The following is a 24,008-nucleotide window of genomic DNA, read 5'->3' as shown; positions in this document are numbered from 1 at the left end:
TACACAAACGATATAATGAATAATGAAATAAAAAGAATAACAGTGTTTTGTGGTTCAAGCTTCGGAACAGAATCGATATATGAAGAGCAGGCTTATGAGCTTGGAAAAATATTGGTACAGAATACTATAGGCTTAGTGTATGGTGGCGCTAATGTGGGATTGATGGGAGCGGTAGCCGATGGTGTTATCGAAAATGGAGGGGAAGCAATAGGAGTTCTTCCGCATTTTTTGAAGGGAAAAGAAATCGCCCATGAAAACCTTACTGATCTGATTTTGGTTGATACAATGCATGAGCGTAAAACTAAAATGAATGAATTATCCGATGGAGTAATCACTCTTCCCGGAGGCTATGGAACATTAGAAGAGTTCTTCGAGATGCTTACATGGGCACAACTGGGATTACACCAGAAGCCGATAGGAATACTAAATATCAATGGATTTTATGATGAGCTGCTGGCATTTGTTCAGACAATGGTAAATAAAGGTTTTCTGAAATCTGTCAATCAGGACATGCTATTAGTAGATGACTCTATAGCGGGGCTGATCAATAAAATGAGAAGTTACAAAGCACCGGAAGTAAGCAAATGGATTAAGAAAGAAGAATTATAAAGTTTAAACATTAATATTTTATCTGTAAATAGTTTCAGTATTTCGGGAGTTTGTTTCATCACCGTGGTAAGGCATTAATCTAATTTTGTATATGTAATAATATACGAAATTGAAAAATCTTTTTAATATTCCGGAATTTGCCCGATATGTCAATATACACGGGCTGAAAAATGATACACTTCATATTTGTAAATACAATGAAGAAAGTAAGCTGCGTAACCAGTCGCCTCCGGTAGGAATAGATTTTTATTTTCTTTCCATAAAATCCACAAAAGATATCATCATAGAGAATCCTGTAAAGGAAGAATTTACTTCAGATTCATATCTTTATCTGGATTGCCCGTATAATACAATGGAATGGGATCTTACACCGCCAGTTTCGGGATACAGTATTATGGTCAGTGCAGATTATTTGAGCAAACATGTGAAAGATTATAATTTTATGCATTATAATAGCCATGAAGCTCTTTTTCTGACTAGGGAAGAAGAAGTGCTCTTGTGGGATTTATTTGATAAGGCTTACTACGAATTCTGTAAAGAAGATTTTCAAAGGAATATCCTTATCTCTTATATCGTTCTTATTCTTACTTATACTCAGCATTTTTATAACCGGCAATTTGATTCCAGAAGCCGTATTTATCACAAAGTAGTCAACAGCTTTCAAAAAGAACTGGAAATCTATTTCAATAACAGAGAAGAAGTATCGGGGTTGCCTTCTGTAGCATACTTTGCTCAAAAAGCAAATTTATCGGCGAATTATTTTGGTGATCTTATCAAGCATTTTACCGGAAAATCACCATTAGATCATATTCATTATTACATTACTGAAAGAGCAAAACAAATGCTGAAAACCTCAGAAATGACTGTCAACGAGATTTCTTATCAATTAGGCTTTGATTATCCTACATATTTTACCAGATTTTTCAGAAAGAGAACAGGGATGGCTCCAAAGATCTTTAGGGAACTGTAATGTACCCAATATTAAATTTTATTTGGATATATGTATTTAACTACGTAGTTTTGTACTTTAAAATAAATTACGATGAAATCAGATATCCGTTCTATAGGAAATTCTTATTCTGAACCGCTTATTGACCTTATTCTGACCATTCAGCAGAAAGAGTTTAATATACCTGTCAGCATAGAAGATCAACCGGATCTTATTGAAATAGAAAACTTTTATCAGGCTTCCGGAGGAAATTTCTGGGGAGCATTTATTGATGGAGAATTGGTGGGATCTATTGCTGTAGTGAAATTTGACGAAAGGGCAGGAGCGGTACGGAAGATGTTTGTAAAAAAAGAATTCAGAGGCAGAGAGTATAATATTGCTCAGAATTTGCTGGAAACTCTGATCTCTTATTGTAAAGCGAATGAAATCGATAATATATATTTGGGGACAGTATCGGTACTAAAAGCAGCACAGCGCTTCTATGAGCGAAATCATTTTGTGAAAACCCTGAAAGAGAAACTTCCGGTACATTTTCCGTTAATGAGTGCGGATGATGTTTTCTATCATTTAAATATTAACTAAGGTATGAATGTAATCAATGAAGCAGGAATTCTTGCCATATCCACGAGACTTCACCGCCTGAGTGAACAGCTCAGAAAAGATGGTGCTATGATTTATCAGACTTTCGGAATAGACTTCGAACTCAAATGGTTCCCTGTTATTTTCACTATTTATAAAAAGGAAGTAGCCGGTGTTGTAGAGATTGCAAACGAAATAGGTTATACCCATCCTTCTACAATAAACCTGCTAAAAGAGCTGGAAAAGAAAAAGCTGATACAATGGGAAAAAGATAAGCAGGATGAACGCAAAAGATTATTTATGCTTACCTCTGAAGGTAAAGAGCTTATTGAGAAAATGCAGCCGGTATGGGAGCTTATGTCAAAAATTCTGGGAGATATTGCAGATAATGAAAATAACCTGCTGAAAGCCATTGACGAAGCTGAAGAGAAAATCGCAAACCAGTCTTTCTATCAGCGGGCATTGCAGCTTAAAAATTCAAAATAAACAATACGATATCTGGCTTTAGATTGAAAGCCACCCATAAGTTCGATCAAAATATATAGTGTGAAGTATTTATAACAATATTTCACATTGAAAAAATCAGTTTTTTTAGGGCCCTGTCAGAGTATAAAGCTATGGCGGGGTTTTTTGTATCAAAAGTAGTTAATGTAAATGTTTAAAATAATTTTGTATTTAAACCTCATAGGTCTCTAAGACCTATGAGGTTTGTTTTGATTATTAGATACAGGATTGTAAAATAGAGTATAGTCTTGTAAAGGTTTGAAAATTTAATGAAACTTCGGAAGGCGGCTAAAAATTCTTAATACCTAAATGTTGGAAATAATAATATTGTTAATACTCTTCGACAGGCTTAGAGTGACATTGCCTGTCCAAAATAGTTTCCTTTTAGGAATGTCAGGCTGGGTTGAGTTTATAGTGAGCATGACGAACTATCGAAGTCTAAATATTTTTTTTAATCAAAATTTAAACAGGCTCTAAATCTTTATGCTCCGAAAAACAGTAGAATACTCCTATAACTTTTATGGTTATAAATTTTCCAAATAATTATATTTGTATCATTGTAACCATCACAAAATAAAACTTATATGAGTACCCGTAAAAATGTATTATCTCCGGAACAACAGGAAGTATTATTAAAAAACCTTAAAACCCGTTTCGATAAAAATACTCCGCGCCATAAGGGGCTGGATTGGAATAAAATTCAGGAAAAATTGGAAGCTAATCCCGCTAAATTATGGTCGCTGAATGAAATGGAAAGAACAGAAGGAGAACCTGATGTTGTAGGATATGATGCTAAGACAGGCGAATATATCTTTTACGATTGTTCGGCAGAAAGCCCTAAAGGCCGAAGAAGTCTTTGCTATGACCGGGAAGCCTGGGAAGCCAGAAAACAATACAAACCAGAGAATACAGCCATAGATATCGCTCAGGAAATGGGTGTTGAATTATTAACTGAAGAAGAGTACAGATTATTGCAGGAATTGGGAAAGTTTGATCTGAAGACTTCAAGCTGGGTAAAAACACCTGCCGGTATTCGTGAACTTGGTGGAGCTGTTTTTTGTGATCGCCGCTACAATACAGTATTTCTTTACCATAACGGAGCCGATTCTTATTATGCTGCGCGAGGATTTCGCGGGGTATTAAAAGTGTAATTTTCACTAGATAAACAATTTGTGAATTTGCTGGATCAGATATTATATTAATTCTGGACCAGTTTGGTAGTCCTGTTAACTGATACTTTTGCATCAGAATAAAATATTTAACTATGGATTACAAAATTACAAAAGCAAGTCTTGAGGACTTAAATGAAACAGCTGAACTATTTAACCTTTACCGTGTTTTCTACAGACAGGAATCTGATGTGGAAAAAGGAAAAGCTTTTCTGAAAGAAAGATTTCTGAATAGTGAATCCGATATCTTTTTAGCGGTAGTAGATGGTAAGGCTGTTGGATTTGTTCAGCTTTACAAGCTTTTCCACTATACAAAACTGCAAAAACAATGGCTGTTAAGCGATTTGTTTGTGCACCCGGATTACAGAGGGAAAGGACTTTCGGTTGCGTTAATTGACCGAAGTAAACAATGGTGTGAAGAAACCGGAGCTTGCGGGCTGATGCTGGAAACAGAGAAAACAAATGATATAGGCAATACACTATATCCACGGTGCGGTTTTGAATACGACGGATTACATAACTATTATCACTGGTGGAAATAAAAAGTAAATGGCGGATTTTTAAAGTCCGCCATATTTTGTTTAAACTAAAATACTTCATGTAAAATGCAGGATCAGATCATTAATAATTTACAAAATATTCTTCAGCGGATAGAAACAGCCTGTATCTGTAGTAACAGGAGTCCGGATGAAGTCCGGTTATTACTGGCAACAAAAACAGTTCCTGCAGGTAGGATCAAGCAGGCACTTGTAGCAGGCAGTACACTTATTGCTGAAAATAAAGTTCAGGAACTAAAAGAGAAATATGATGATTTAAAAGAAATACCCCATATCAATCATTTTATAGGACACTTGCAAACCAACAAAATAAAAGACATCCTGAAGTACGATGTAAGCTGTATACAGTCACTTGACCGCATTGATCTGGCAAAAAAGCTGCAGCAGCGATTAGAGGCTGAAGGCCGGACAATAGAAGTATTAATCCAGGTAAATACTTCCGGTGAGGAAAGTAAATTTGGTATTTCTCCGGAAGAGACGCTGCAGTTGGTTGAGCGAGTTTCAGAATTAAATGCTCTGAAAATAAAAGGATTGATGACTATAGGCTTGTTTAGTGCAGAGACAGAGAAAGTGAGAACATGTTTTCGTTTGTTAAAAGAGCTGCAACAACAGATTATATCTCATAATATTCCGGGAGTAGAAATGAAAGAGCTGTCTATGGGGATGAGCGGAGATTTGGAAACCGCAGTAGAAGAGGGAGCAACTATAGTGAGAGTCGGAACAGCCATATTTGGTCAACGGATTTATCCCGACAGCTATTATTGGAACGAAGATAAAACATAATATATTAAAATTTAAATCAACTGAAATAATGAGTTTATAATACCAAAAGACTGATTATTTGAAATTGTCAGGCTGAGCTTGTCGAAGCCTTATAAACTGGTATTATTTGTTTGTAAACTAATATACATATGGGTTGATCAAAGCTCTGTAATTAGATTGTTATAATGCATTATGATTATCTTTGCAGCTTCATACAAATGGAATTTATGATACATGATGCAGAAACTTTTATGACTGTTAATGCCAAACAATTATATACTGAGTTTGTTAATGAATATGAGAATCGTCCGGTTTTAGTTTTTTTGCATGATAGTCTGGGATGTACACAGCTATGGCGGAATTTCCCGCATCAGCTGGCAGCTGCCACGCAGTGTAATGTACTGATATATGACCGCTTGGGATACGGAAAATCAGATCCGATGCCGACACACGAACGGGCAGTGAATTATATGGAATTGGAAGCTGATGTATTACAAGAAATATTGACAAAATTAAAGATCACCAATGCTATTTTATTCGGACACAGTGATGGTGGTACTATAGCACTGCTGGCTGCGGCTAAATATCCCGGAAATATAGCAGGGGTAATCTGTGAAGCCGGCCACATATTTGTGGAAGATGTTACTCTGAAAGGAATTTATGAGGCAATGGATGCTTATAAAAATACAACACTGCCGGAACGTCTGAAAAAGTATCACGGAGAAAAAACAGAAACCTTATTTCGCGCATGGACAGAAACCTGGACGGGAAGTGACTACAGAAACTGGAATATTGAGCATTTTCTGCCAAAGATCAGTTGTCCGCTGTTATTCATACAAGGAGAAAAAGATGAATACGGGACAATGGATCAGGTAAACAGAACGATTAGTCAGGTAAGCGGACGGTCTGAAAAATATATAATACCGGAAACAGGGCATACCCCTCATAAAGAATCACCGGAACTTACTTTGAAGGCCACAGAATCATTTATCAATAGTATATTGAAAGACTAGTTTAGAAACAGCTCAGCCCGATCGGACCGAGCTGTAATATATAAGGATTGTGTTTATAAAAGCTCTTTATGCTCCATTAGGTAAGCAAATGACTCTTTCAGAATTTGTTCTGGTTTTTTAGGATTAAAGCCCAATTCGTTTCTGGCTTTGGAAATATCAAAATTTTGCTGCAAACCCGAGAACATTGCAATATCTTTTATAGTAAGGACAGGAGGTTTGCCATTAAGTTTTGCGGAGAATTGCATAATCCCCGCAAGGGTATACAGCATAAATTTTGGAACGGCAGCAGGCTTCTTTAACTGAAGTTCCGGATATAGTTTACCCGCCAGTACAGTGGTATCCGTAATGGTCATGCACTGTTCATTTGCCAGGATATAGCGCTCCCCCGAGCGACCCTTTTCGGCAGCCAGAAAACAGCCTTCGGCTACATCTTTTACGTCTACCCAGTTTAATGTAATCCTTGTATCCATCGGGATTTCTTTATTCAGTATAAGCTTCAGAATGCCATATGAAACATTTAACGGAAAAAATGCTTCACTGCCAATCATGGCTCCTGGCATTACCGAGACTAATTCTATTCCCAGCTCTTTGGCCATCTTAAAAGCCAGTTTTTCACCATCGTTTTTAGAATTGTAATACATGTCCCGTCTGTCAGGGTTATAGCCATTGCTTTCTTTAGTCGGGAGTTTTGTATAATCCAATGCAGCAATAGAACTTACGTATACAATACGCTTTACACCAGCCTCTACAGCTGCTTCTATAGTATTACGGGTTCCTTCTATATTTACATCATAGATTTCTTTTTCGGGATTTTTAGCCCATAATTTGAAAGATGCTCCAACAGCATAGAAAGTTTCAACGCCCTGTAAGGCTTTTACAAAAGATGCTTTATCTGTAATATCGGCCTGAACGACTTCACAGTTCAGCCCTTTAAAAGGCTCCTTATTTTTAGTATTTCGGACTGAGGCACGTACCGGAATACCTTTCTTTAGTAATAAACGCACCAGATTATTTCCCAAATGTCCGTTGGCACCGGAAACCAGTGCCAGATTATGATTACTCATGTGTAGCTGATTTTAATTGATACTGCAAAGTTCAGCGTTGCAGATTCAAAATCACTTCACAAATGTTACCTAATCACTTGCTTGCGGATTCGGCTTAAGCTCTTTGGATTCATCCCCAGAAATGAGGCTATATATTGTAACGGGACATTCTGGAGGATATCCGGATATTCTTTTATCAGTTTCAGATAACGTTGTTCTGCAGTAAGTGTTGCGAGTTCTCTGGAACGACTTTCATTGTATGAAATTGATTCCTGAAATACCGAAATACTGAAATCTTTGAAGGCAGTACTTTTACCAATTAGTGATTCAAGATTAGTTTTGGTAATTCTTAGCAGTTGACAATCTGTTATAGATTCCAGATTTTCATCTGAAGGAACCTGATTGATATAATTGAAATAAGAAGTGATAAAGCCCGGTGGGCAATTGATATGTGTTGTTATTTCTTCACCTTTTTCATTGAGATGAAAAATACGGATATAGCCGGAAACAATAAAATAGAGGTATTCGGGAACTTTTCCTTCTTTTTCTATTATTGTGTTTTTTGCAATACTCACGGGCTCGAAACTGGCAGCACACCATTCTCTTTCCTGTATGGAAAGGTTTACCCGTTGTGTAATGAGATGGATAAGCTGAGTATGCATGACTTATGCAAAAGTAGGATTTAATAAGTAAAGACTGGTCTAATCATCTATTTAATTTTCAGTGAAAATATATTACTTCAGTATAAAAGCCGGCTAATATTAGCCGGCTTTTATCATTAATCAAATATTACCGCTCCGTCATCAGGTATAATAATATTTTGAGTAATCTCATGCAGGCTGAGGAACTTCTTCAAGAGTTCTCTATCTTCTCTTACCGGGCTTACAGCATCCAGATGCACAATTGCTATATAAGCTGAACTCGTATATGCAGCCATAGTTTTTATATCCTCACCATTCATAGTAACATGCTCCCCAATATTAAACCGGGCACCGCCGCCATTTGCAATAATATATTCCGGATTGTGTATATCCAGAGCATTAGAAACATCTTTGCACCAGATTGTATCGCCAGTAATATAGAGGCTTTCATTTTTTGTTTTCAGGATATAACCGGATACTTTACCCATAAGTTCACCGATCTTACCCAAGCCATGTTTTCCTCCGGTTCTTATAATCGAGACATCTTTATAAGTGATTTCGTTTGTAACCGGAATCACACGGGTAAATCCGGAAGTTCTGACCAGTTCCTCATCCATAGGCTGACAATAGATAAGCATATCCTTAGGCAGTAGTTGTTGGGCAGCCTCATCCCAATGATCCGGATGCAGGTGTGTGAGTAGTACGAAATCTGTATTCTGAATGATCTTCGACAATTCTTCAGAATCAAATGGGAGATCGCTTAGAGGATTGGTACGATTATCCTCTGTCCATGGAAATGACCCAAGGCTGCCTTTTTGCCCAAGCATAGGATCAACGAGTATCTTAATCCCTTCAATTTCTATCCATAATGTGGCGTTTCTGATAAGTCTTGCTTTCATAATATTTTCTTTAAGTTTGTATAGGGCAAAGATCATCCGATTGTTTCGGCTTTTCAAGAAATGAACTTTCAGGTAAACTGTTCACAATTTTGTAACCACTATGAATTATAAGGAATTTGAAAACTGTGCTTTTAACAGGTTTATGAAATTATTTTCCGGAAAATGGAAACCTCTTATTCTATTTCATTTTTTTGAATCCGGTGATATACGATTTACCGATTTATGGCGTATTATGCCTGTTGTTTCTAAAAAAGTATTGCTGGAGCAGCTTAAAGAACTTGAAGAGGATGGTATTGTCCATAGAAAGCAGGTAAACATATTTCCACCGGAAGTTTATTATGGACTTACAGATAAAGGGCGTAGTTTAGCTCCTTTGATGCAGGAAATAGAACAATGGACAATGTCTTTGCAAAATAATTGAAACACCAATAAATAATTATAAGTCAGGCTATGATGAAGCTAGTAAAATATCAGGATATCAGACATCTTCTTCCGGAGGATACCCATTATAAAAATGAGAGGTATTACGACTCTCAGGAAGCATACGTTTTACATTATCAGGGAGATCTGGTATTGGACAGACCATTGGATCTCGATAATCCTCATTCTTATTTTTTCGATGGAGAAGAACCTGAAGATACCGGTTATTTTATTTTCGTAGAAGGAAATGTGAAAGCAGGTAATATTTATAACAACGAAACCGACGGATCTACAGGACTTGTGGTGATGGGAAATCTTACGGCTGATAATATAGTTGTCGGTGGTCAGGAAATTTTTGTTGGTGGCAATCTGACTGTAAATGAACTTTTCTGGGGTGACTATAATCACGGTGATCTACAGGTAAAAGGTTCTATACAGGCAAAAGTTTTTATTAATACAGATTATGGAGTAGACTATAAACGTTTTGAAGAACGTAGAAATATTTTTATAGATCACTTACTATGGGATGATGTTGAAGATGATTATGAAGACGACGAACATATCCGCCAGTTATTACGTCCCGAGTATATGCTGCCTGTAGAAGACTTAATAGAAGAAGAAATTTATTCATGGAAAGACTGGTTGTTTGTTTCTGGGTTAATGAAGGCTATGGAACAAAATCTTCCTGTTTTGCAGGACAATATAAAACCTTATAAAAGACCGGAAGAAGATTTTACTTTCTTTTTTGCAGATAATATCCCCAGTGAACAAAATCTGAAACGTTTTCTGGATAGTGATATCCTTGTAGGGAAAGCACCTGTAGAGGGGAATAGCTTTGCTTTGGAATATTGGGATGGACCTGTATTCCGCAGGGTTTATACAATTATTGGTAGCCCCGAAACAACCGCTGTATACTTTCAGTATGAAGAAAAGTTTGCCTGTATGGTTTATTTTACAGAACACCAGAACATGCTGGGCAAATTAACCGGAAGAAAAGAATACCGTGTGGAACAGGCTTATAAGATTTTCCCTGAAGACAAATGGCTGGTTCTGGATAAAAATGCACCCCAGGAGCTTCAGGATTTTATGAACACCCAGTGGAATGTATTTTTATGGCAGTATTCAGAAATGGTACATCTGAAAAATTTGTTCCGGGAGACTGTTACCCGCGAAAAAATAGAAAGAATACTCAACCTGCCATTGGTACAGGAAAAGAGTAAGCAATATTATACCGATGATGCTTCACTGGATTTAGGCTCTCTGCATTTACAATTCCGACAAAGGAATTCTGAAGAAGATTATTGCAGCCGTATAAGTGTAATCCGTCAGGAATATAGTGAAGGTGATGAAGAGATTTTTGATTTCTGGCATTTTGATCTTGTTGAAACTGTAGATGGAAGAATAGCTCCGGTATTATTTAGTCAGGAAGGCAACGATTACGAATCCAGGCTTTATGAGGTATCTGTTACAGCTGTAGATAAGTATAAGAATGCAATCCGCTACTGGAACAGACTGGAACGGAATATTGACAGTCTGAATGAAGCTTATCTCCGTGGAGAATTAAGCCTTGTAAGTGATGAAGAATCAGAAGAATCTTAAAAAATATAGCCCTGTCAGAATCCTCTACAGGGCTTTTTAGTATTCATGCACAAGATTTTATCATTTAGGTATTAAGATAATTATACAAGAGAGACCTTAATAATCTTAATTTCTTAATGTTTTACATTGCTGTATAGTTGGGAAAAGCTATGTTCTTTAAATGCTAATCCAAATACTCCAATACCTGATCTATTCTTTTCAATTCCATGAAATTTTTGTGCTGCAGAGTAGATTCGTGCTGTTCATGTGCCCATGTGATATGATATGGAATATGTGCAGCATAGCCGCCCAAATCCAGTACAGGTAGTATATCCGATTTTATGGAATTCCCCAGCATCAGAAAATTTTCCGGCTGACAGTCCAGGTGTTTCAGTAGTTTTGTATAATCACTGATCTGCTTATCACTCATAATTTCTATATGGTGAAAATAATCCTGCAATCCCGAATTTTTAAGCTTGCGTTCCTGATCCAGAAGATCTCCCTTTGTTGCCACTACCAATCTGTATTTACCATTAAGGCTTTCCAGAGTATGCTGTACACCCTCCAGTAACTGAATAGGCTTTTGTAATAATTCCTGTCCCAGTTCAATGGTTTTATTTACAAGGTTTATTGGAGCTGTATTTCCGGATATTCTGCCGATGGTTTCTATCATACACAACATAAATCCCTTTACACCATAACCATATAAGTGGAGGTTTTTCATTTCCGTTTTGAATAATTCCTGGGATACAGTATGATGTGGCAAATAATCCTGAAGCATATTGCAAAACTGTTTTTCAGCTTCCTGAAAGTAAGGTTCGTTTATCCAAAGTGTATCATCGGCATCAAAGGCAATGGTTTTTATCTTATTTTTCATTTTAATTCGTAATTTTCAGGTTCAAAATTCGGAAACAAAATCCATACAGAAAAGGACATTTGTCCTGACAAAAATATGTTACGTACCCATCAGTCATTTTTAGCTTATATGGCACAGCTTTACGAAGAACAGCAGCGTAAAGAAGACATTATTGTAAAAACATTTAAAAAAGGAAGTAAACTACTGGAACAGGGAAGTAGTATTACCAAAGTAATGCTGATAAAAGAAGGGATTACCAAATGTTTTGTAAAGGAAGAAAATGACAAAGATTTTATTCTGGAATTCCTTGGGAAAGGAGAAATTATTGGAGAGATAGAGCTGTTGCAGCATATTCCGTGTTTGTGTAATATCGAGGCAATGACGGACGTTACTGTTTATGCACTTTCAGTTCCATATTTCAGAAGCTTACTCACCAAAGACCTTGGATTCAATAATCTGTTACTCGAAGTCTTTTCAAAACGTATTGTCAATACTTCCAGCAGAGCTTCTTATCAGCAGTTATACACAACAGAACACAGTCTGTCCCGTTTGCTTACGCTGCAAGATCAATTGGGGACACCAATGAGCAAAGAAGACATGGCTGCCTATTTAGGAATTACTATAAGAAGTCTGAACAGGGCTCTAAAACAATTGGAAGATCTTAAGAAATAAACAATTAGCCTTTATTAATCAGGAGTTTTTCAACCCTTTCTTTATAGAGCTTTTCTATTCTGGGTAAATCTTTTTTATAATCTTCAAGATTCCAGGAAAGTCCATCTTCCTGCAGATCATCATTTAATGGATCCAGACCAATTTCTTTTCTTAGTTCATCCACTTTTTCAGGGTTTTCCAAAGGAATGATATAGGAAGTTTCAGGTTTTTTCGTGATAATTTTCTGTGTTCCGTAAATCTGCTTTTTACCCTGATTCATTAAAATTCTGTCTGTTAAAAATGCCAGATGCCATGGCTCAGCATTTCCTTTTTTTACAGCATCTTTAATAGCCGGCAGATATTTGGATTGTACAACCAAATCGTCTATATGTTGTATTCCCAGAAACAGAGTTTCATTAGCTTCTTTTCCGATCTTATCTTTTCCAAGCCAACCATATTTGTCAATTATTTTTGCAACAATATCCACACTTTCAAGATCAATTTTTTTCATTTTTTCACTTGCAGATTTTACCAGATCACTATCGTCTGTATAAGTTTTTTTCAATTCCTGATAAATCAATCTGATACTTTGATCTTTGCTCTGTACATCAAGTAATTTTAAACGGACATCGTTATTGTATTTTGATTTTTTAGCTTTAATCTGATTGGTGAATTTTTTCCAGCCTTCCATATGATGTAATGCTGAGAAATTTTTATCAGCCAGAATTGTATCGATAAAATAGTCTTCGGAAATTATACTGTCAAGATTTTTAAATGCATCCGGATACTGCTTTTTCTTTATATTTTCAATAGCGTTGTTGTAATATGATATATTTTCTTTCAGAAAGGCAAACCATACTTTGTCTCTGGTCTGATCAAATTTTATATTATCTTTATTCTTTAGATAAACAATTGATTGATCTATTAATTGTTTTGAATTTTGGCCATAAATAAGGCTGGTAAAAAGGAATGAAATAATTAAAATCCAGATTTTCATTTAATGTTATTAGAATTACAAATATAGAGTTTATATCTTAATTCTCTTTGATGTGATTTTTTATTTGTGAATATTTATAGCGATAATCAGGCTCTACAAAAGAAACTTGGCTCTTTCATTTTGCTATAAGACTTTATTGAAAGGAATTTTAAACAGTCACAGTAATTTGTTTCATCATTCCCGTAATTTGTTTTCATTATTCCTTCCATAGCTGATATAACTTTGCTTCAGAAATCAGAAACAGATAATTCATTAAAAGTTTAATATTAAAAAACAGAAGTCATGTCACAAGAAAAAATCAACATTGAAAACAAAAATGGACAGGGAATTACCTTATCAGCAATTATCAATTTCCCTGAAGGATTCGACAAGAATAAAAAATATCCTGCAGTAGTTGTCTCTCATCCCGGTGGTGGAGTCAAGGAACAAACAGCTGGTTTGTATGCCCGTAAATTAGCCGAAAACGGATTTGTTACTATAGCCTATGATGCTTCTTATCAGGGTGAAAGTACCGGAGAACCACGTCAGCTCGAAAATCCATATATCCGGACAGAAGATGTAAGTGCAGTGATTGATTATTTAACAACACTCCCTTATATAGATACAGAAAAAATCGGTGCTATGGGAATCTGTGCCGGAGCAGGTTATACAGCTAATGCCGCGATTAATGATCATCGCATTAAAGCTGTAGGAATGGTAAGTGCTGTAAATATTGGTTCTATGTTCCGCAACGGATGGGAAAATAATGTAAAAGATGCCGATGCACTTCCTTATTTAATCGTAGGATCCAATGCAAGAACTGCAGATGCAAAAGAAGGAATTCAGACAATTCCTTTAGCACCAATGCGTGAAGAAGATGCGCCAAATGAAGAATTAAGAGAAGCATGGGAATATTACCATACCGATCGTTGCCAGTATCCAACAGCGCCAGGTTTTGCCACGGCAAGGAGCTTAACTCAAATTATTTCTTACGATGCATATAACAAAGCTGAAGCTTTCTTTACCCAGCCATTATTAGCTGTAGTAGGTAGTGTAGCCGGAAGTGCATGGATGAGTGATGACTTGCTGAATATTGCAGCATCCACTGATAAAAGAAAATATATTGTAGAGGGAGCCAATCATATGTCATTATATGACAGAGAAAACTATGTAAATGAAGCGGTTGGACAATTGGCACCATTCTTTGCAGAAAAACTTTAATCCGGTAAAGCCATGTCAGAGTTTCAGGCTTCGGCATGGCTTTATATAAAATAATATTCTTAAGAATAGATGTAATGAATACACAAGCAATAACATTCAGTAATATAGCATGGGAAAATGCAGGAATTCTTTATTTTTCTGAAAATTTTGACCAGAACAAAAAATACCCAACAATTGTTACAATGCACCCAATTGGCAGCTGCAAAGAGCAAACAGCGGGAAATGTATACGGAAAAGCTTTAGCAGAAGCAGGATTTGTAGTACTTGCATTCGATGCTTCTTTTCAGGGAGAAAGCGGTGGTGTGCCAAGGTATATTGAAAATCCATATCAGCGTACAGATGATGTCCGTTATGCTGTCGATTATTTGATTAACCTCCCTTATGTCGATGAAGAGAGAATAGGGATCTTAGGTGTTTGTGGAGGCGGAGCTTATGCACTGAACATTGCCATGACCGAGAGACGTATTAAAGCTGTAGTATCTATTACAGGAGTTAATTTTGGACGCCTATTACGTGATGGTTTTGCAGGAGAAAGCCCTATGGAGGTGCTTGACAATGTAGCACAGCAGCGGTCAAGTGAAGCTAAAGGCGGAGATCTATTAACGATCAATATGTTACCGGATTCTGTTGAAGCAGGAAAACAATCCGGAATTGAGGATATCGATGTATTGGAGGCTACAGATTATTATAAAACATCCAGAGGACAGACTCCAGGAGGAGCAACCAGTGCCGTGTATTCCAGAATGGGTATTGGAATGGGCTGGGATGCTTTCCACCTGTGTGAAACCTTGCTGACACAGCCTATATTGGTTGTTGTCGGAGATAAGCCGGGTGGTTTTGGAGCATACAGAGACGGCTTTGAAGTTGTTCGCCGTGCAGCGTCTGAGAAGAAAGAACTTTTAATTGTGAAGGGATATTCCCATTATGATCTTTATGATCAGCCTGAACCAGTAAGGCAGGCGTTGGAAAGAGCAATACCTTTCTTTAAAGAAAATTTGTAAAATGAAAAAGTATACAGAACAGGAAATAAAAGATATGGGCTTTGTTCCGGCACAGCAGGAATACTTTACCGGAAAGGCATGGTTAAAAACATATGTTTTTCCTGATGATACAACAGATGCTTATGTTGGTGAAGTGCTATTTGAGCCGGGTACCAGAAATAACTGGCATACACATGGCAGCAATCAGATTTTACTGATCCGTGAAGGAGTGTGTTTCTATCAGGAAGAAGGTCAGCCTGTACAGAAAATTTCAGCCGGAGGTTATGTGAATATCATGCCTGGTATCAGACATTGGCATGGTGCTTCTCCCGACGGCGTTATGATTCATACTGCTATTGGTATCAATGCAGAAAAAGGGCTGGTTAATTGGGAGGAGCCTGTAGCCGACGAGGCTTATAACAGTGCCGGTTAGATTGAGAGATTAAGGAATATAATTCCGTCTGTAAATGATTGAGAATATTTACTCAAAACCAAACATTATGAAGACTAAAGTATTAATATTGGGTGCCAATGGCGCCATCGCACAACATGTTGTCAGTTTTCTTAAGGACAACAGCAATATAGAATTAACATTATTTGCCAGAAATACTAACGGATTAAATGAAGATGCACAAATAATAAAAGGTGATGTATTAAATCCCGCTGATCTGGAGGAAGCCATAAAAGGTCAGGATATTGTATACGCCAATCTTTCCGGACCCATGAATCACTTTGCTCAGGCAATTGTAAAAACAATGGATGATGAAGCTGTAAAGCGTCTCATCTTTGTAACCTCTCTGGGAATCTATAAAGAAGTACCCGGGAAATTCGGAGAATGGAATGAAGCCATTATCGGAGCCGATCTTGTCCGTTACCGTCAGGCAGCAGACATTATAGAAAACTCGGATCTCGATTATACGATAGTGCGTCCATCGTGGCTAACGGATAAAGAAGAAACGGACTATGAAACAACACAAAAGGGTGAGGACTTCACCGGAACTGAAGTTTCCAGAAAAGCTGTAGCCAGCTACATTGCAAACATTATTCTGAATCCCGATAAGGATCTGAAAGCCAGTGTAGGTGTTCAAAAACCTGGCTCTGAAGGTGATAAGCCTGCTTTTATGTAAACCATTTTAACCTTAAATATCTTCTGAACAAGTCTCTCTACAGGGACTTGTTTTTTGTTTGTTAATATTATGAATATCTTTGAGGATAATGGAATCGCACCAAAAGAAATTTAATTTAATCAAGGACCTTCTGATCTCAAAGCTTGGAGAGCGGGTAAATTTTTCTGAAGAATATGATAATAAAACTCTGGAAATAGAAGATTCAGAGTTTTGGCTTACAGCAAACAAAACGGAACTGATTGTTGGCTATGGAATAAATCATAGCCATTATAGTGAGGATTATGATAATCTGGATTCGGGTATTGAGGAAGTTTTTAATTTGCTCACTTGCAAAATACGGATTACCAGAGAAATCAGAGGAAGTTATATGACGAAAATAACTGTAGATATGGAACTCCCTGATGGTACTTTTAATCCACTGAGTAGCTCACGACCACTATTATATCCTTTCTGGAAAAAGCCAACCATAGAAGTTACTTTTATTGAAAAAATAATTGACAGAGAAGAGATTGAAGAGGAAATGTTTAATATTATCAATATAAAAGATTATAGAATAGAACGTGTCTGTAGAAATTGTAATTACATAGATATATTCCCATTAAGTAAAGAGGAAGCAGCATTTGGATTATATAACGCTAAACAAATCTGGGAAACATCTTGTTCTGAGTGTGGCTCATCAGAAGCAAAATTTACTTCATTAATTGGTCCTGAAATAGATAAATCATTGATTGAATTATGGGGGCGGAATCCAGATTATGTATTTGATAGACAGGACGAAGAGATTTTAATAGCAGGAAATGATAATTATAAAATCATTCTGAGATTTATCGACGAAAAGAAGTTTAGTGATAAAAAAATGACGATACTAATTTGTTCATTATGTATTCTTCTATATGATAATATTGGAAATGAGAAAGATTATACAATTGAGGAAAATAAGCGAAGAAAAACTATTGTCAAGAGTTTGCTTAGGGAATTAAGAAGACGTAAATCAGTAGTTTATTCTGTAGAGAAGAATTTGGCGAGATATGTAAAACAGACAGTGTTTCCCCTACTTGATTTAAATATTGAGGAATAGTTTTTAATCATACTATTGAAAAAATTTAATTATCAAAGAAGATGTCATTAGAGCCAATAACAGAAACCATAGAAATAAAAATATTTGATGATATTCCATCAGATGAATATTTTTTAAATCTACCTAGAAATAAAAAGGTAGTCTTGAAGTTTTCTGAAAAAAATGAACATAAACGAAATGAAATTGGAGAAAGGTTTAAAGAATTTTTCCCTAATCATATAATCGGTATACATACAATAAAACCGGAAATAATAATAAGGAAACTCATTACAAAAGAAGAAATTATATCAAATCAGGATTTTTTTGAAAAGTGCGCTTATGATTATAGAGAATTGGCAACACAATTAATTTTTGATTTAGCTGGTTATTTAAAGGTAGATATTCATAATGAAATTCCATATTTTGCTTTTCTTCGATATTGGCAAAAATATAAGCAAAAAGGCAGATTAGGTGAATGGGATTTTTATTTTCATGGATTTCATTGTTGCTTTACTAATACAGAAACAAAGCAGTATGTTGAAGTTTCTATTGTTTTTGGATTAGAGTTTGGTGATCTTGATCCTTATTTTTTTACTCAATATATAAAATCATCTTCTAAATATTATCCTCTACCCATTGGAATTTATGAAGATTATCATGACGGAGTGAGAATAAATCAAACTATGACTGACCTCGGAAAGTTTGAAAAAATCAATTCAGATTTTGACCACCACTCGGGTACAGTCATTAAAAATAGGGGAAATAAAATTGAAACAGAAACAATTTGCAATCTTCGAAATGGAAATAATAAAAAAATAAAATTCAATTTTTTTAAATTTTTGCGACAAAGATTAAGCTGATTCATTTTTATTATGAAAAGATTAATTTTATTTCCATAATTTTTATTAAAATAAAGTCAAATATAATGCCTGTTCCTACAAATAAAGAAGAACTATTAAAAGCTATAGAAACAAATTACAGCAAACTAAAAAAAGAGCTGGAAACTATTTCTGTTGAGGAGACGGCAGTAAAAGAATTAGATGGCCATGCAAAAGGTACATTGATGAGCATTGATAATCTTTTAGCTTACCTTATCGGATGGGGTGAACTAGTGCTAAAATGGAATAAAAGCAGGGCTGAAAATAGACCTGTAGATTTTCCGGAAACAGGTTATAAATGGAATGAGCTGGGTAAACTGGCACAAAAGTTTTATGCAGATTATCAGAACGATGATTTTAATACGCTGATTCAAAAGCTTGATGATACGGTAAAGAAAATTACAGCTCTTATTCAAAGTAAAACCAATGATGAATTATATGGAGTCGGATGGTACGAGAAATGGACTTTGGGCAGAATGATACAGTTTAACACAGCTTCACCTTATAACAACGCTCGAGGAAGAATCAGAAAATGGAAGAAAGAAAAGTAGTTATGAAACCAATATTAGAAACAGAAAGATTATTGCTCAGAGAACTCAATCCTGATGATGCTGGAGGTTTCTTTAATCTGAATGAAAATCCAAATGTTATAAAATATACCGGAGATAAAGCGTTTCAGAATATTGATGAAGCCAGAGAATTTCTGGAAAATTACCAAGATTATAGACTCAATGGATATGGACGTTGGGCTGTAATAAGTAAAGTAAATAATGAATTTCTGGGGTGGTGCGGATTAAAATATAACAGCAGTACAGATGAAACAGATGTTGGATTTCGCTTTTTTGAACATTACTGGAATAAAGGCTTTGCAACTGAAAGTGCCAGAGCATGTATAGATTACGGATTTAAAAAACTTAACCTGAATACTATTATAGGAAGAGCAATGCAGGATAATACTGCTTCTGTAAAGGTTTTGGAAAAATTGGGAATGAAGTATTTAAGAGATTTTGACTTTGATGGGCATAAAGGAGTGATTTATAAAATAGAGAGTAGGGACTTCTAGTACCGGAAGTTTTTGATGCATAACTATTTTCCACCTTACCCTGAATAATTCCTTTTGTGACTTTTGGATCAAACCAAAAAAGAACAAAATTATTTTACCATTTAGTTATTTAGAGCATTAAGTAAACAACATAAAGGGTTATTTAATAATTGAAAATATCATAAGAAAAGCCTTGTCAAAGTTTCAAACTTTGACAAGGCTAAATAGTATAATGAATAATTTTATCTCGAAAGCAGAACAAATGCAAGCGCTAATAATGCTGGCAATGCCTGTACAAAAAAGATCTTTTTACTGGCTGTTATTGCTCCAAAGATTCCGGCAATAGCAACACATCCAAGAAAGAATATACGTACGTTGATGCTCCACTCCGGGTTCTCAATTAAAAATGACCAGACCAGACCCGCGGCCAAAAAACCGTTGTAAAGCCCCTGATTGGCTGCCAATCCTTTGGTAGGCTTAAATAAGTCATGAGGCAAAGCCCGTCCAAATGCCTTTTTACCAGCAGTCTCCCATGCAAACATTTCCATCCAGAGAATGTATAAATGCTCTATTGCTACAATAGCTGTCAGGATAATAGCGATGATCTGCATTTTTCAGGCCTTAGTTATTAGATACGGTAAGCTTTACTTCAATATTTCCTCTTGTGGCATTTGAGTAAGGACATACCTGATGTGCTTTCTCAATCAGATCCTGAGCCTCTTCTATTGTAACTCCGGGAATATTGGCATGAAGTTCAACTTCTAAACCGAATCCACCGTTTTCAATCTGTCCAATTCCGACTTTAGCCGTTACTGTTGTTTCACCGGTTTGAATTTTAGCAGATTTAATAACTAAATTCAAAGCACTGTCAAAACATGCAGAATAACCAGCCGCAAATAACATCTCAGGATTTGCATAGTCATCATTAGCGCCGCCTAATCCTTTTGGATAGCGTACTTCAAGTTCCAAAACGCCATTATCACTTTTTACATGTCCGTTTCTTCCGCCGGTAGCTGTAGCACCTATGGTATACAATGTTTTCATTTTTTACTGATTTAAAGTTGTTAATATTTTTTCTATTGTTGTTTTCAGTTGTTTAAGCTCTTCTTCAGGTACTTTCATATCTTCAAAAAGCTGTTTTGGAATACTAGCTGCTTTTTTCTGCAGGTTTTGGCCTTCAGACGTTAGCTTTATTTTCACGATTCGCTCATCTTCTTTACTCCTGGATCGGGTAATCAAATTTTTTTGTTCCAGACGCTTTAGTAGTGGGGTAAGGGTACCGCTGTCTAAATATAATTTTTCTCCAAGCTGAGAAACAGACTGTTCCTGATATTCCCAAAGAACAAGCAAAACGAGATATTGGGGATAGGTAATATCCAGTTGGTCCAGAAGTGGACGATAGCGCCCTACAATCTCTCTGGATAAAGCATACACTGGAAAGCATATCTGATTGTCTAGTTTTAGCTGCTGTAGGTTTTTCATTTCTTAATTTCTTATACAAATTTATCAAAATTAAATTGTACACAATTTAATTTTGATAAATTAATATTATTTACCCAATTGATATTCTGTATATACTTTGTAAAGCATCACTGGTAAGGAGTTTATTTACCAGTAATAAGTTTCATAATTACCGTGATTTGTTTAAATGATTTATGCTGTGGTTATTTTACTTTTGCTTTACATCGATAAAGCATAAAGTAATGAAAATGTGGATGTGAAAAATTAAATGAGAATAATTAAATTTGATTAAATAACAAAAATACGATATGAAACTAAAGGTGATTATAACCGGAGCAACAGGAATGGTAGGAGAGGGCGTGCTGCAGGAAAGCATCAGTAATCCGAATATAGAGAAAATTCTTTTAATTAACCGAAAGCCGAGCGGCTATACCCATTCTAAAATCGAAGAAATACTGCATAGCGATTTCAGTAATATATCGGTGCTTGCCAGTCAGGTTACAGGATATGATGCTTGCTTTTTCTGTCTTGGGGTTTCTTCTATAGGAATGAATGAAGAGCAGTATACCAAAGTTACTTATGATCTTACACTGGGATTTGCTAAGACACTGGCAGAAGTAAATCCACAAATGACTTTCTGTTATGTTTCAGGAGCCAGTACCGACAGCACCGAGAAAGGAAAACAAATGTGGGCACGGGTAAAAGGAAAAACAGAAAATGACCTGATGAAACTTCCGTATAAAGCTGTTTACAATTTCCGTCCAGGCTTTATGAAACCTACGAAAGGTGCTAAAAATATAAAAGGCTTCTTTAAATTTATTAATGCTGTTTATCCGCTTTTAAGAGCTATTAGTTCCACCTATTTCCTTACACTGGAAGAAGTAGGAAAGGCAATGATTAATGCTACATTGCGCGGCTACCCAAAACATGTACTGGAAGTGGGTGATATCAAGAAACTCTCAATTGGATAATTTTAAAGTATAGTTTACCAAATAAGTATGAGGAAAATATATTTATGGAGTATAAGCTTGTTTACCGCTTTTGTCGGAGCACAGGAGCGCTATGAAGCTTTTGGTGTTAATAATAAATATGGTATTGTAGATATACAGAATCAAAAAGAATATGTGACGCCTGATTACAGCGATATTAACTTATTGGTTACAGATTATCTGTCACTCCAAAATGGGAATCAGGTAAGTTTTTATTCCAGAGAAACCGGAGAAAAAACAGTATTGGACAGAGTAAAATGGCAGAATGTTTATTTGAATGATAAGAAATATGAACATTTTCAGGATGCCAATAATAGTTACCTTATTGCTGACCGATTTAAAGAAAAAATAGTTTTGCCCCGTAAATATTCGGCTGTGGGCAATCAGTTTTTTAAAGAAGGGCGAAAATATTTTGTCGGCGTACACGACCATAAACTGGATATTTATAAGAGTTCTGATATAACAAAACCTTTGATAAAAGATGTGAAAGCATCTGAATATTTTACAGACTTTTATACAAAAACCGGAACTTCGGAGGTAAAGCAACTGCATATATTTTACGGTGAAGGAATAGTAAATGTATATAACGATCATCTAAAACTGATTAAAAGCTACAAAGGAAATGCTTCCGGATTGGGAGATCTTAACGACATAATGGAAAAGGATTACAAACAGGTATTGCGGCCTCCAAGTGTCAGCAATGTTTTTGCGGGCGATTTTTGGTGGAAAGGAAAATCCACAGGTGGAAAAACAAAGATTTGGAACCGGAAAAACCTTAGTAAAAGCTTTGTAGTAAATGGTGATTATGGCATTTGGGATATAAAGTATAATAATCAGTGGATCGATCTTAGAAATCAAGACAGAACGAAACTATATAAATTTCGGGTAGATATGGAGAACAAAAAAATAATTCTTCCTCAAAAGTATCAGGAAGAACTGTCACCTGTATTTTCAGATTAAATATGATGAGAAATAATTAATAGAAACAGAATAAAAACACTAACAAAAAACACACGATGCACACCGGAAAACGTTACACCCCTTTTGAGTTCGCAAAATGGACTAAAAGAGATACCTTTTTAATGTTGATTATTGCTACAGTTCCGACGGTTCTATATGTTATAGGATGGAAATTTATAGGATTGCCCTGGCAGCCTGTTGCTATTTTGGGTACTGCAGTAGCCTTCATTGTCGGATTTAAAAACAATGCCAGTTACAACAGGATTTGGGAAGCGAGGCAAATTTATGGCGCAATAATTAATGATAGCCGAAGTTTTGCTTATTCAGTCCGGGATACACTGGGGGGAAAAGAATCTTCTGTTGTGAAAAGAATTTTCTACCGGCATTTTGCTTGGCTTACGGCACTTAGATTTCAACTGCGGGAGCCTCGTACATGGGAGAATATGAGCCAAAAAAGTAATTCTGTTTATCGCAACAGCAGGTATGAAATTCCTGAACTCAACTCTAATCTGGAAGAAGAGCTAAAGCAATACCTATCCGGAGAAGAACTGGAGTATATTCTTTCTAAAAAAAATAAGGCAACACAGCTTACCGCATTACAATCTGAAGAGTTTGGAGAACTAAAAAAAGCAGGTGAGATCAATGACTTTCAGTGGACATTGCTACAGCAATCTATTATAAAATTTACAGATGATCAGGGAAAAGCAGAGCGTATCAAGAATTTTCCATATCCCCGAAATTTTGCTTCTATTGCTACCTATCTGCTTTTTATTTTTGTAATACTGGCACCTTTTGGACTGGTAAAAGAAATGGATAAATTGGGTGAAGGAACCTTTTTGCAAGGCTATACAGTATGGTTTAATATTCCGTTTTCCGCAATTATTGCCTGGGCTTTTCATACACTGGATACGGTGGGGGAGAGTTCGGTTAATCCTTTTGAAGGAAGTGCGAATGATGTTCCGATTACTCAGATTAGCCGGACCATAGAAATCGATATGCGGGATATGCTGGATGAAAAAGACCTTCCACAACCTATTACTCCAAAAAATAATATTGTACTATAAACCAAATCATTTAATACTTTATA

General features: G+C 36.0%; 30 protein-coding genes. 22 read left to right on the top strand and 8 right to left on the bottom strand.

What is annotated here, in order from left to right:
* The first annotated feature begins 15 nt into the window (after positions 1-15).
* The 8 genes from ATE49_RS06795 (at position 16) to ATE49_RS06760 (ending at position 6,142) form a co-directional block, all read left to right on the top strand.
* The gene (locus ATE49_RS06795; RefSeq protein ID WP_065081545.1) at positions 16-609 is read left to right on the top strand and encodes an LOG family protein; all 594 of its coding nucleotides are present in this window, start codon (positions 16-18) and stop codon (positions 607-609) included.
* Positions 610-718: 109 nt separating this feature from the next.
* On the top strand, positions 719-1,579 hold the full coding sequence (locus ATE49_RS06790; protein WP_065081544.1) for a helix-turn-helix domain-containing protein: 861 nt from the start codon (positions 719-721) through the stop codon (positions 1,577-1,579).
* Between the two features lie 72 nt (positions 1,580-1,651).
* Entirely contained in the window at positions 1,652-2,140 is a 489-nt protein-coding gene (locus ATE49_RS06785; RefSeq protein ID WP_065081543.1) for a GNAT family N-acetyltransferase, read from the top strand.
* A gap of 3 nt (positions 2,141-2,143) precedes the next feature.
* Complete coding sequence (locus ATE49_RS06780; protein ID WP_021346797.1) at positions 2,144-2,623, top strand: MarR family winged helix-turn-helix transcriptional regulator; 480 nt, start codon at positions 2,144-2,146, stop codon at positions 2,621-2,623.
* A 602-nt stretch (positions 2,624-3,225) separates the two neighbouring features.
* Positions 3,226-3,792 (top strand): DUF4256 domain-containing protein, encoded by a 567-nt coding sequence (locus ATE49_RS06775; RefSeq protein ID WP_065081542.1) that lies wholly within the window; start codon positions 3,226-3,228, stop codon positions 3,790-3,792.
* Positions 3,793-3,905: 113 nt separating this feature from the next.
* On the top strand, positions 3,906-4,352 hold the full coding sequence (locus tag ATE49_RS06770; protein ID WP_059155629.1) for a GNAT family N-acetyltransferase: 447 nt from the start codon (positions 3,906-3,908) through the stop codon (positions 4,350-4,352).
* Between the two features lie 63 nt (positions 4,353-4,415).
* Positions 4,416-5,150 carry a YggS family pyridoxal phosphate-dependent enzyme gene (locus ATE49_RS06765; protein ID WP_065081541.1) on the top strand — a complete coding sequence of 245 codons (735 nt, stop codon included), beginning with the start codon at positions 4,416-4,418 and terminating at the stop codon, positions 5,148-5,150.
* A 206-nt stretch (positions 5,151-5,356) separates the two neighbouring features.
* Positions 5,357-6,142, top strand: coding sequence for an alpha/beta fold hydrolase (locus tag ATE49_RS06760; protein WP_065081607.1), 786 nt, complete (start codon positions 5,357-5,359; stop codon positions 6,140-6,142).
* 53 nt (positions 6,143-6,195) lie between these two features.
* On the opposite strand, the gene ATE49_RS06755 is transcribed toward ATE49_RS06760, so the two are convergent.
* The 3 genes from ATE49_RS06755 to ATE49_RS06745 form a co-directional block, all read right to left on the bottom strand.
* Complete coding sequence (locus tag ATE49_RS06755) at positions 6,196-7,206, bottom strand: NAD-dependent epimerase/dehydratase family protein (protein ID WP_057267753.1); 1,011 nt, start codon at positions 7,204-7,206, stop codon at positions 6,196-6,198.
* A 65-nt stretch (positions 7,207-7,271) separates the two neighbouring features.
* Complete coding sequence (locus ATE49_RS06750) at positions 7,272-7,847, bottom strand: Crp/Fnr family transcriptional regulator (RefSeq protein WP_065081540.1); 576 nt, start codon at positions 7,845-7,847, stop codon at positions 7,272-7,274.
* Between the two features lie 116 nt (positions 7,848-7,963).
* Positions 7,964-8,725: an MBL fold metallo-hydrolase gene (locus tag ATE49_RS06745; protein ID WP_065081539.1), complete on the bottom strand. Its 762-nt coding sequence runs from the start codon at positions 8,723-8,725 to the stop codon at positions 7,964-7,966.
* Positions 8,726-8,867: 142 nt separating this feature from the next.
* Between ATE49_RS06745 and ATE49_RS06740 the strand changes: the two genes are divergently transcribed.
* Together ATE49_RS06740 and ATE49_RS06735 are read left to right on the top strand one after the other, a co-directional pair.
* Positions 8,868-9,146 (top strand): winged helix-turn-helix transcriptional regulator, encoded by a 279-nt coding sequence (locus ATE49_RS06740; protein ID WP_260255790.1) that lies wholly within the window; start codon positions 8,868-8,870, stop codon positions 9,144-9,146.
* 29 nt (positions 9,147-9,175) lie between these two features.
* A complete protein-coding gene (locus ATE49_RS06735; protein WP_260255789.1) occupies positions 9,176-10,744 on the top strand; it encodes a hypothetical protein in 1,569 nt (522 codons plus the stop codon).
* Positions 10,745-10,907: 163 nt separating this feature from the next.
* Here the strand turns inward: ATE49_RS06735 and ATE49_RS06730 are convergent, their stop codons facing one another.
* Positions 10,908-11,600 (bottom strand): HAD family hydrolase, encoded by a 693-nt coding sequence (locus tag ATE49_RS06730; RefSeq protein ID WP_065081537.1) that lies wholly within the window; start codon positions 11,598-11,600, stop codon positions 10,908-10,910.
* Positions 11,601-11,675: 75 nt separating this feature from the next.
* Between ATE49_RS06730 and ATE49_RS06725 the strand changes: the two genes are divergently transcribed.
* Positions 11,676-12,251 carry a Crp/Fnr family transcriptional regulator gene (locus ATE49_RS06725; RefSeq protein ID WP_034867460.1) on the top strand — a complete coding sequence of 192 codons (576 nt, stop codon included), beginning with the start codon at positions 11,676-11,678 and terminating at the stop codon, positions 12,249-12,251.
* Between the two features lie 4 nt (positions 12,252-12,255).
* On the opposite strand, the gene ATE49_RS06720 is transcribed toward ATE49_RS06725, so the two are convergent.
* The gene (locus ATE49_RS06720; RefSeq protein WP_065081536.1) at positions 12,256-13,227 is read right to left on the bottom strand and encodes a DUF6624 domain-containing protein; all 972 of its coding nucleotides are present in this window, start codon (positions 13,225-13,227) and stop codon (positions 12,256-12,258) included.
* Between the two features lie 282 nt (positions 13,228-13,509).
* On the opposite strand from ATE49_RS06720, the gene ATE49_RS06715 reads away from it, so the two are divergent.
* The 8 genes from ATE49_RS06715 (at position 13,510) to ATE49_RS06680 (ending at position 19,532) form a co-directional block, all read left to right on the top strand.
* A complete protein-coding gene (locus ATE49_RS06715; RefSeq protein ID WP_065081535.1) occupies positions 13,510-14,427 on the top strand; it encodes an alpha/beta hydrolase in 918 nt (305 codons plus the stop codon).
* A 74-nt stretch (positions 14,428-14,501) separates the two neighbouring features.
* Entirely contained in the window at positions 14,502-15,428 is a 927-nt protein-coding gene (locus tag ATE49_RS06710; RefSeq protein ID WP_065081534.1) for an alpha/beta hydrolase, read from the top strand.
* Position 15,429: 1 nt separating this feature from the next.
* On the top strand, positions 15,430-15,840 hold the full coding sequence (locus ATE49_RS06705) for a cupin domain-containing protein (RefSeq protein ID WP_065081533.1): 411 nt from the start codon (positions 15,430-15,432) through the stop codon (positions 15,838-15,840).
* 67 nt (positions 15,841-15,907) lie between these two features.
* A complete protein-coding gene (locus ATE49_RS06700; protein WP_065081532.1) occupies positions 15,908-16,534 on the top strand; it encodes an NAD(P)H-binding protein in 627 nt (208 codons plus the stop codon).
* Positions 16,535-16,622: 88 nt separating this feature from the next.
* Positions 16,623-17,612: a hypothetical protein gene (locus ATE49_RS20535; RefSeq protein WP_260255787.1), complete on the top strand. Its 990-nt coding sequence runs from the start codon at positions 16,623-16,625 to the stop codon at positions 17,610-17,612.
* Positions 17,613-17,653: 41 nt separating this feature from the next.
* Complete coding sequence (locus ATE49_RS06690) at positions 17,654-18,451, top strand: DUF6896 domain-containing protein (protein ID WP_065081531.1); 798 nt, start codon at positions 17,654-17,656, stop codon at positions 18,449-18,451.
* 65 nt (positions 18,452-18,516) lie between these two features.
* On the top strand, positions 18,517-19,020 hold the full coding sequence (locus ATE49_RS06685) for a ClbS/DfsB family four-helix bundle protein (protein WP_065081530.1): 504 nt from the start codon (positions 18,517-18,519) through the stop codon (positions 19,018-19,020).
* A 2-nt stretch (positions 19,021-19,022) separates the two neighbouring features.
* A complete protein-coding gene (locus ATE49_RS06680; protein ID WP_065081605.1) occupies positions 19,023-19,532 on the top strand; it encodes a GNAT family N-acetyltransferase in 510 nt (169 codons plus the stop codon).
* A 221-nt stretch (positions 19,533-19,753) separates the two neighbouring features.
* On the opposite strand, the gene ATE49_RS06675 is transcribed toward ATE49_RS06680, so the two are convergent.
* From ATE49_RS06675 to ATE49_RS06665, 3 genes are read right to left on the bottom strand one after another with little or no spacing between them, the layout of a single operon-like run.
* On the bottom strand, positions 19,754-20,122 hold the full coding sequence (locus ATE49_RS06675; RefSeq protein WP_065081529.1) for a DUF1304 domain-containing protein: 369 nt from the start codon (positions 20,120-20,122) through the stop codon (positions 19,754-19,756).
* A 10-nt stretch (positions 20,123-20,132) separates the two neighbouring features.
* The gene (locus ATE49_RS06670; protein ID WP_009084380.1) at positions 20,133-20,555 is read right to left on the bottom strand and encodes an organic hydroperoxide resistance protein; all 423 of its coding nucleotides are present in this window, start codon (positions 20,553-20,555) and stop codon (positions 20,133-20,135) included.
* Between the two features lie 3 nt (positions 20,556-20,558).
* Positions 20,559-20,993, bottom strand: a complete 435-nt coding sequence (locus tag ATE49_RS06665) for a MarR family winged helix-turn-helix transcriptional regulator (RefSeq protein ID WP_065081528.1) — start codon at positions 20,991-20,993, stop codon at positions 20,559-20,561.
* A gap of 287 nt (positions 20,994-21,280) precedes the next feature.
* On the opposite strand from ATE49_RS06665, the gene ATE49_RS06660 reads away from it, so the two are divergent.
* Genes ATE49_RS06660 through ATE49_RS06650 form a run of 3 tightly spaced genes read left to right on the top strand, consistent with a single transcriptional unit; the run spans position 21,281 to position 23,985 of the window.
* Entirely contained in the window at positions 21,281-21,943 is a 663-nt protein-coding gene (locus tag ATE49_RS06660) for an NAD-dependent epimerase/dehydratase family protein (RefSeq protein ID WP_065081527.1), read from the top strand.
* Positions 21,944-21,970: 27 nt separating this feature from the next.
* Complete coding sequence (locus ATE49_RS06655) at positions 21,971-22,921, top strand: hypothetical protein (protein ID WP_065081526.1); 951 nt, start codon at positions 21,971-21,973, stop codon at positions 22,919-22,921.
* A 56-nt stretch (positions 22,922-22,977) separates the two neighbouring features.
* Positions 22,978-23,985, top strand: coding sequence for a bestrophin family protein (locus ATE49_RS06650; protein WP_059344363.1), 1,008 nt, complete (start codon positions 22,978-22,980; stop codon positions 23,983-23,985).
* The last annotated feature ends 23 nt before the right edge of the window (positions 23,986-24,008 follow it).

Origin of the sequence: Elizabethkingia miricola (assembly GCF_001675285.1) — a bacterium.
GTDB lineage: Bacteria > Bacteroidota > Bacteroidia > Flavobacteriales > Weeksellaceae > Elizabethkingia > Elizabethkingia miricola.
The sequence above is the reverse complement of the archived record's forward strand: the minus strand, read 5'-3'. Positions and strand labels throughout refer to the sequence as shown.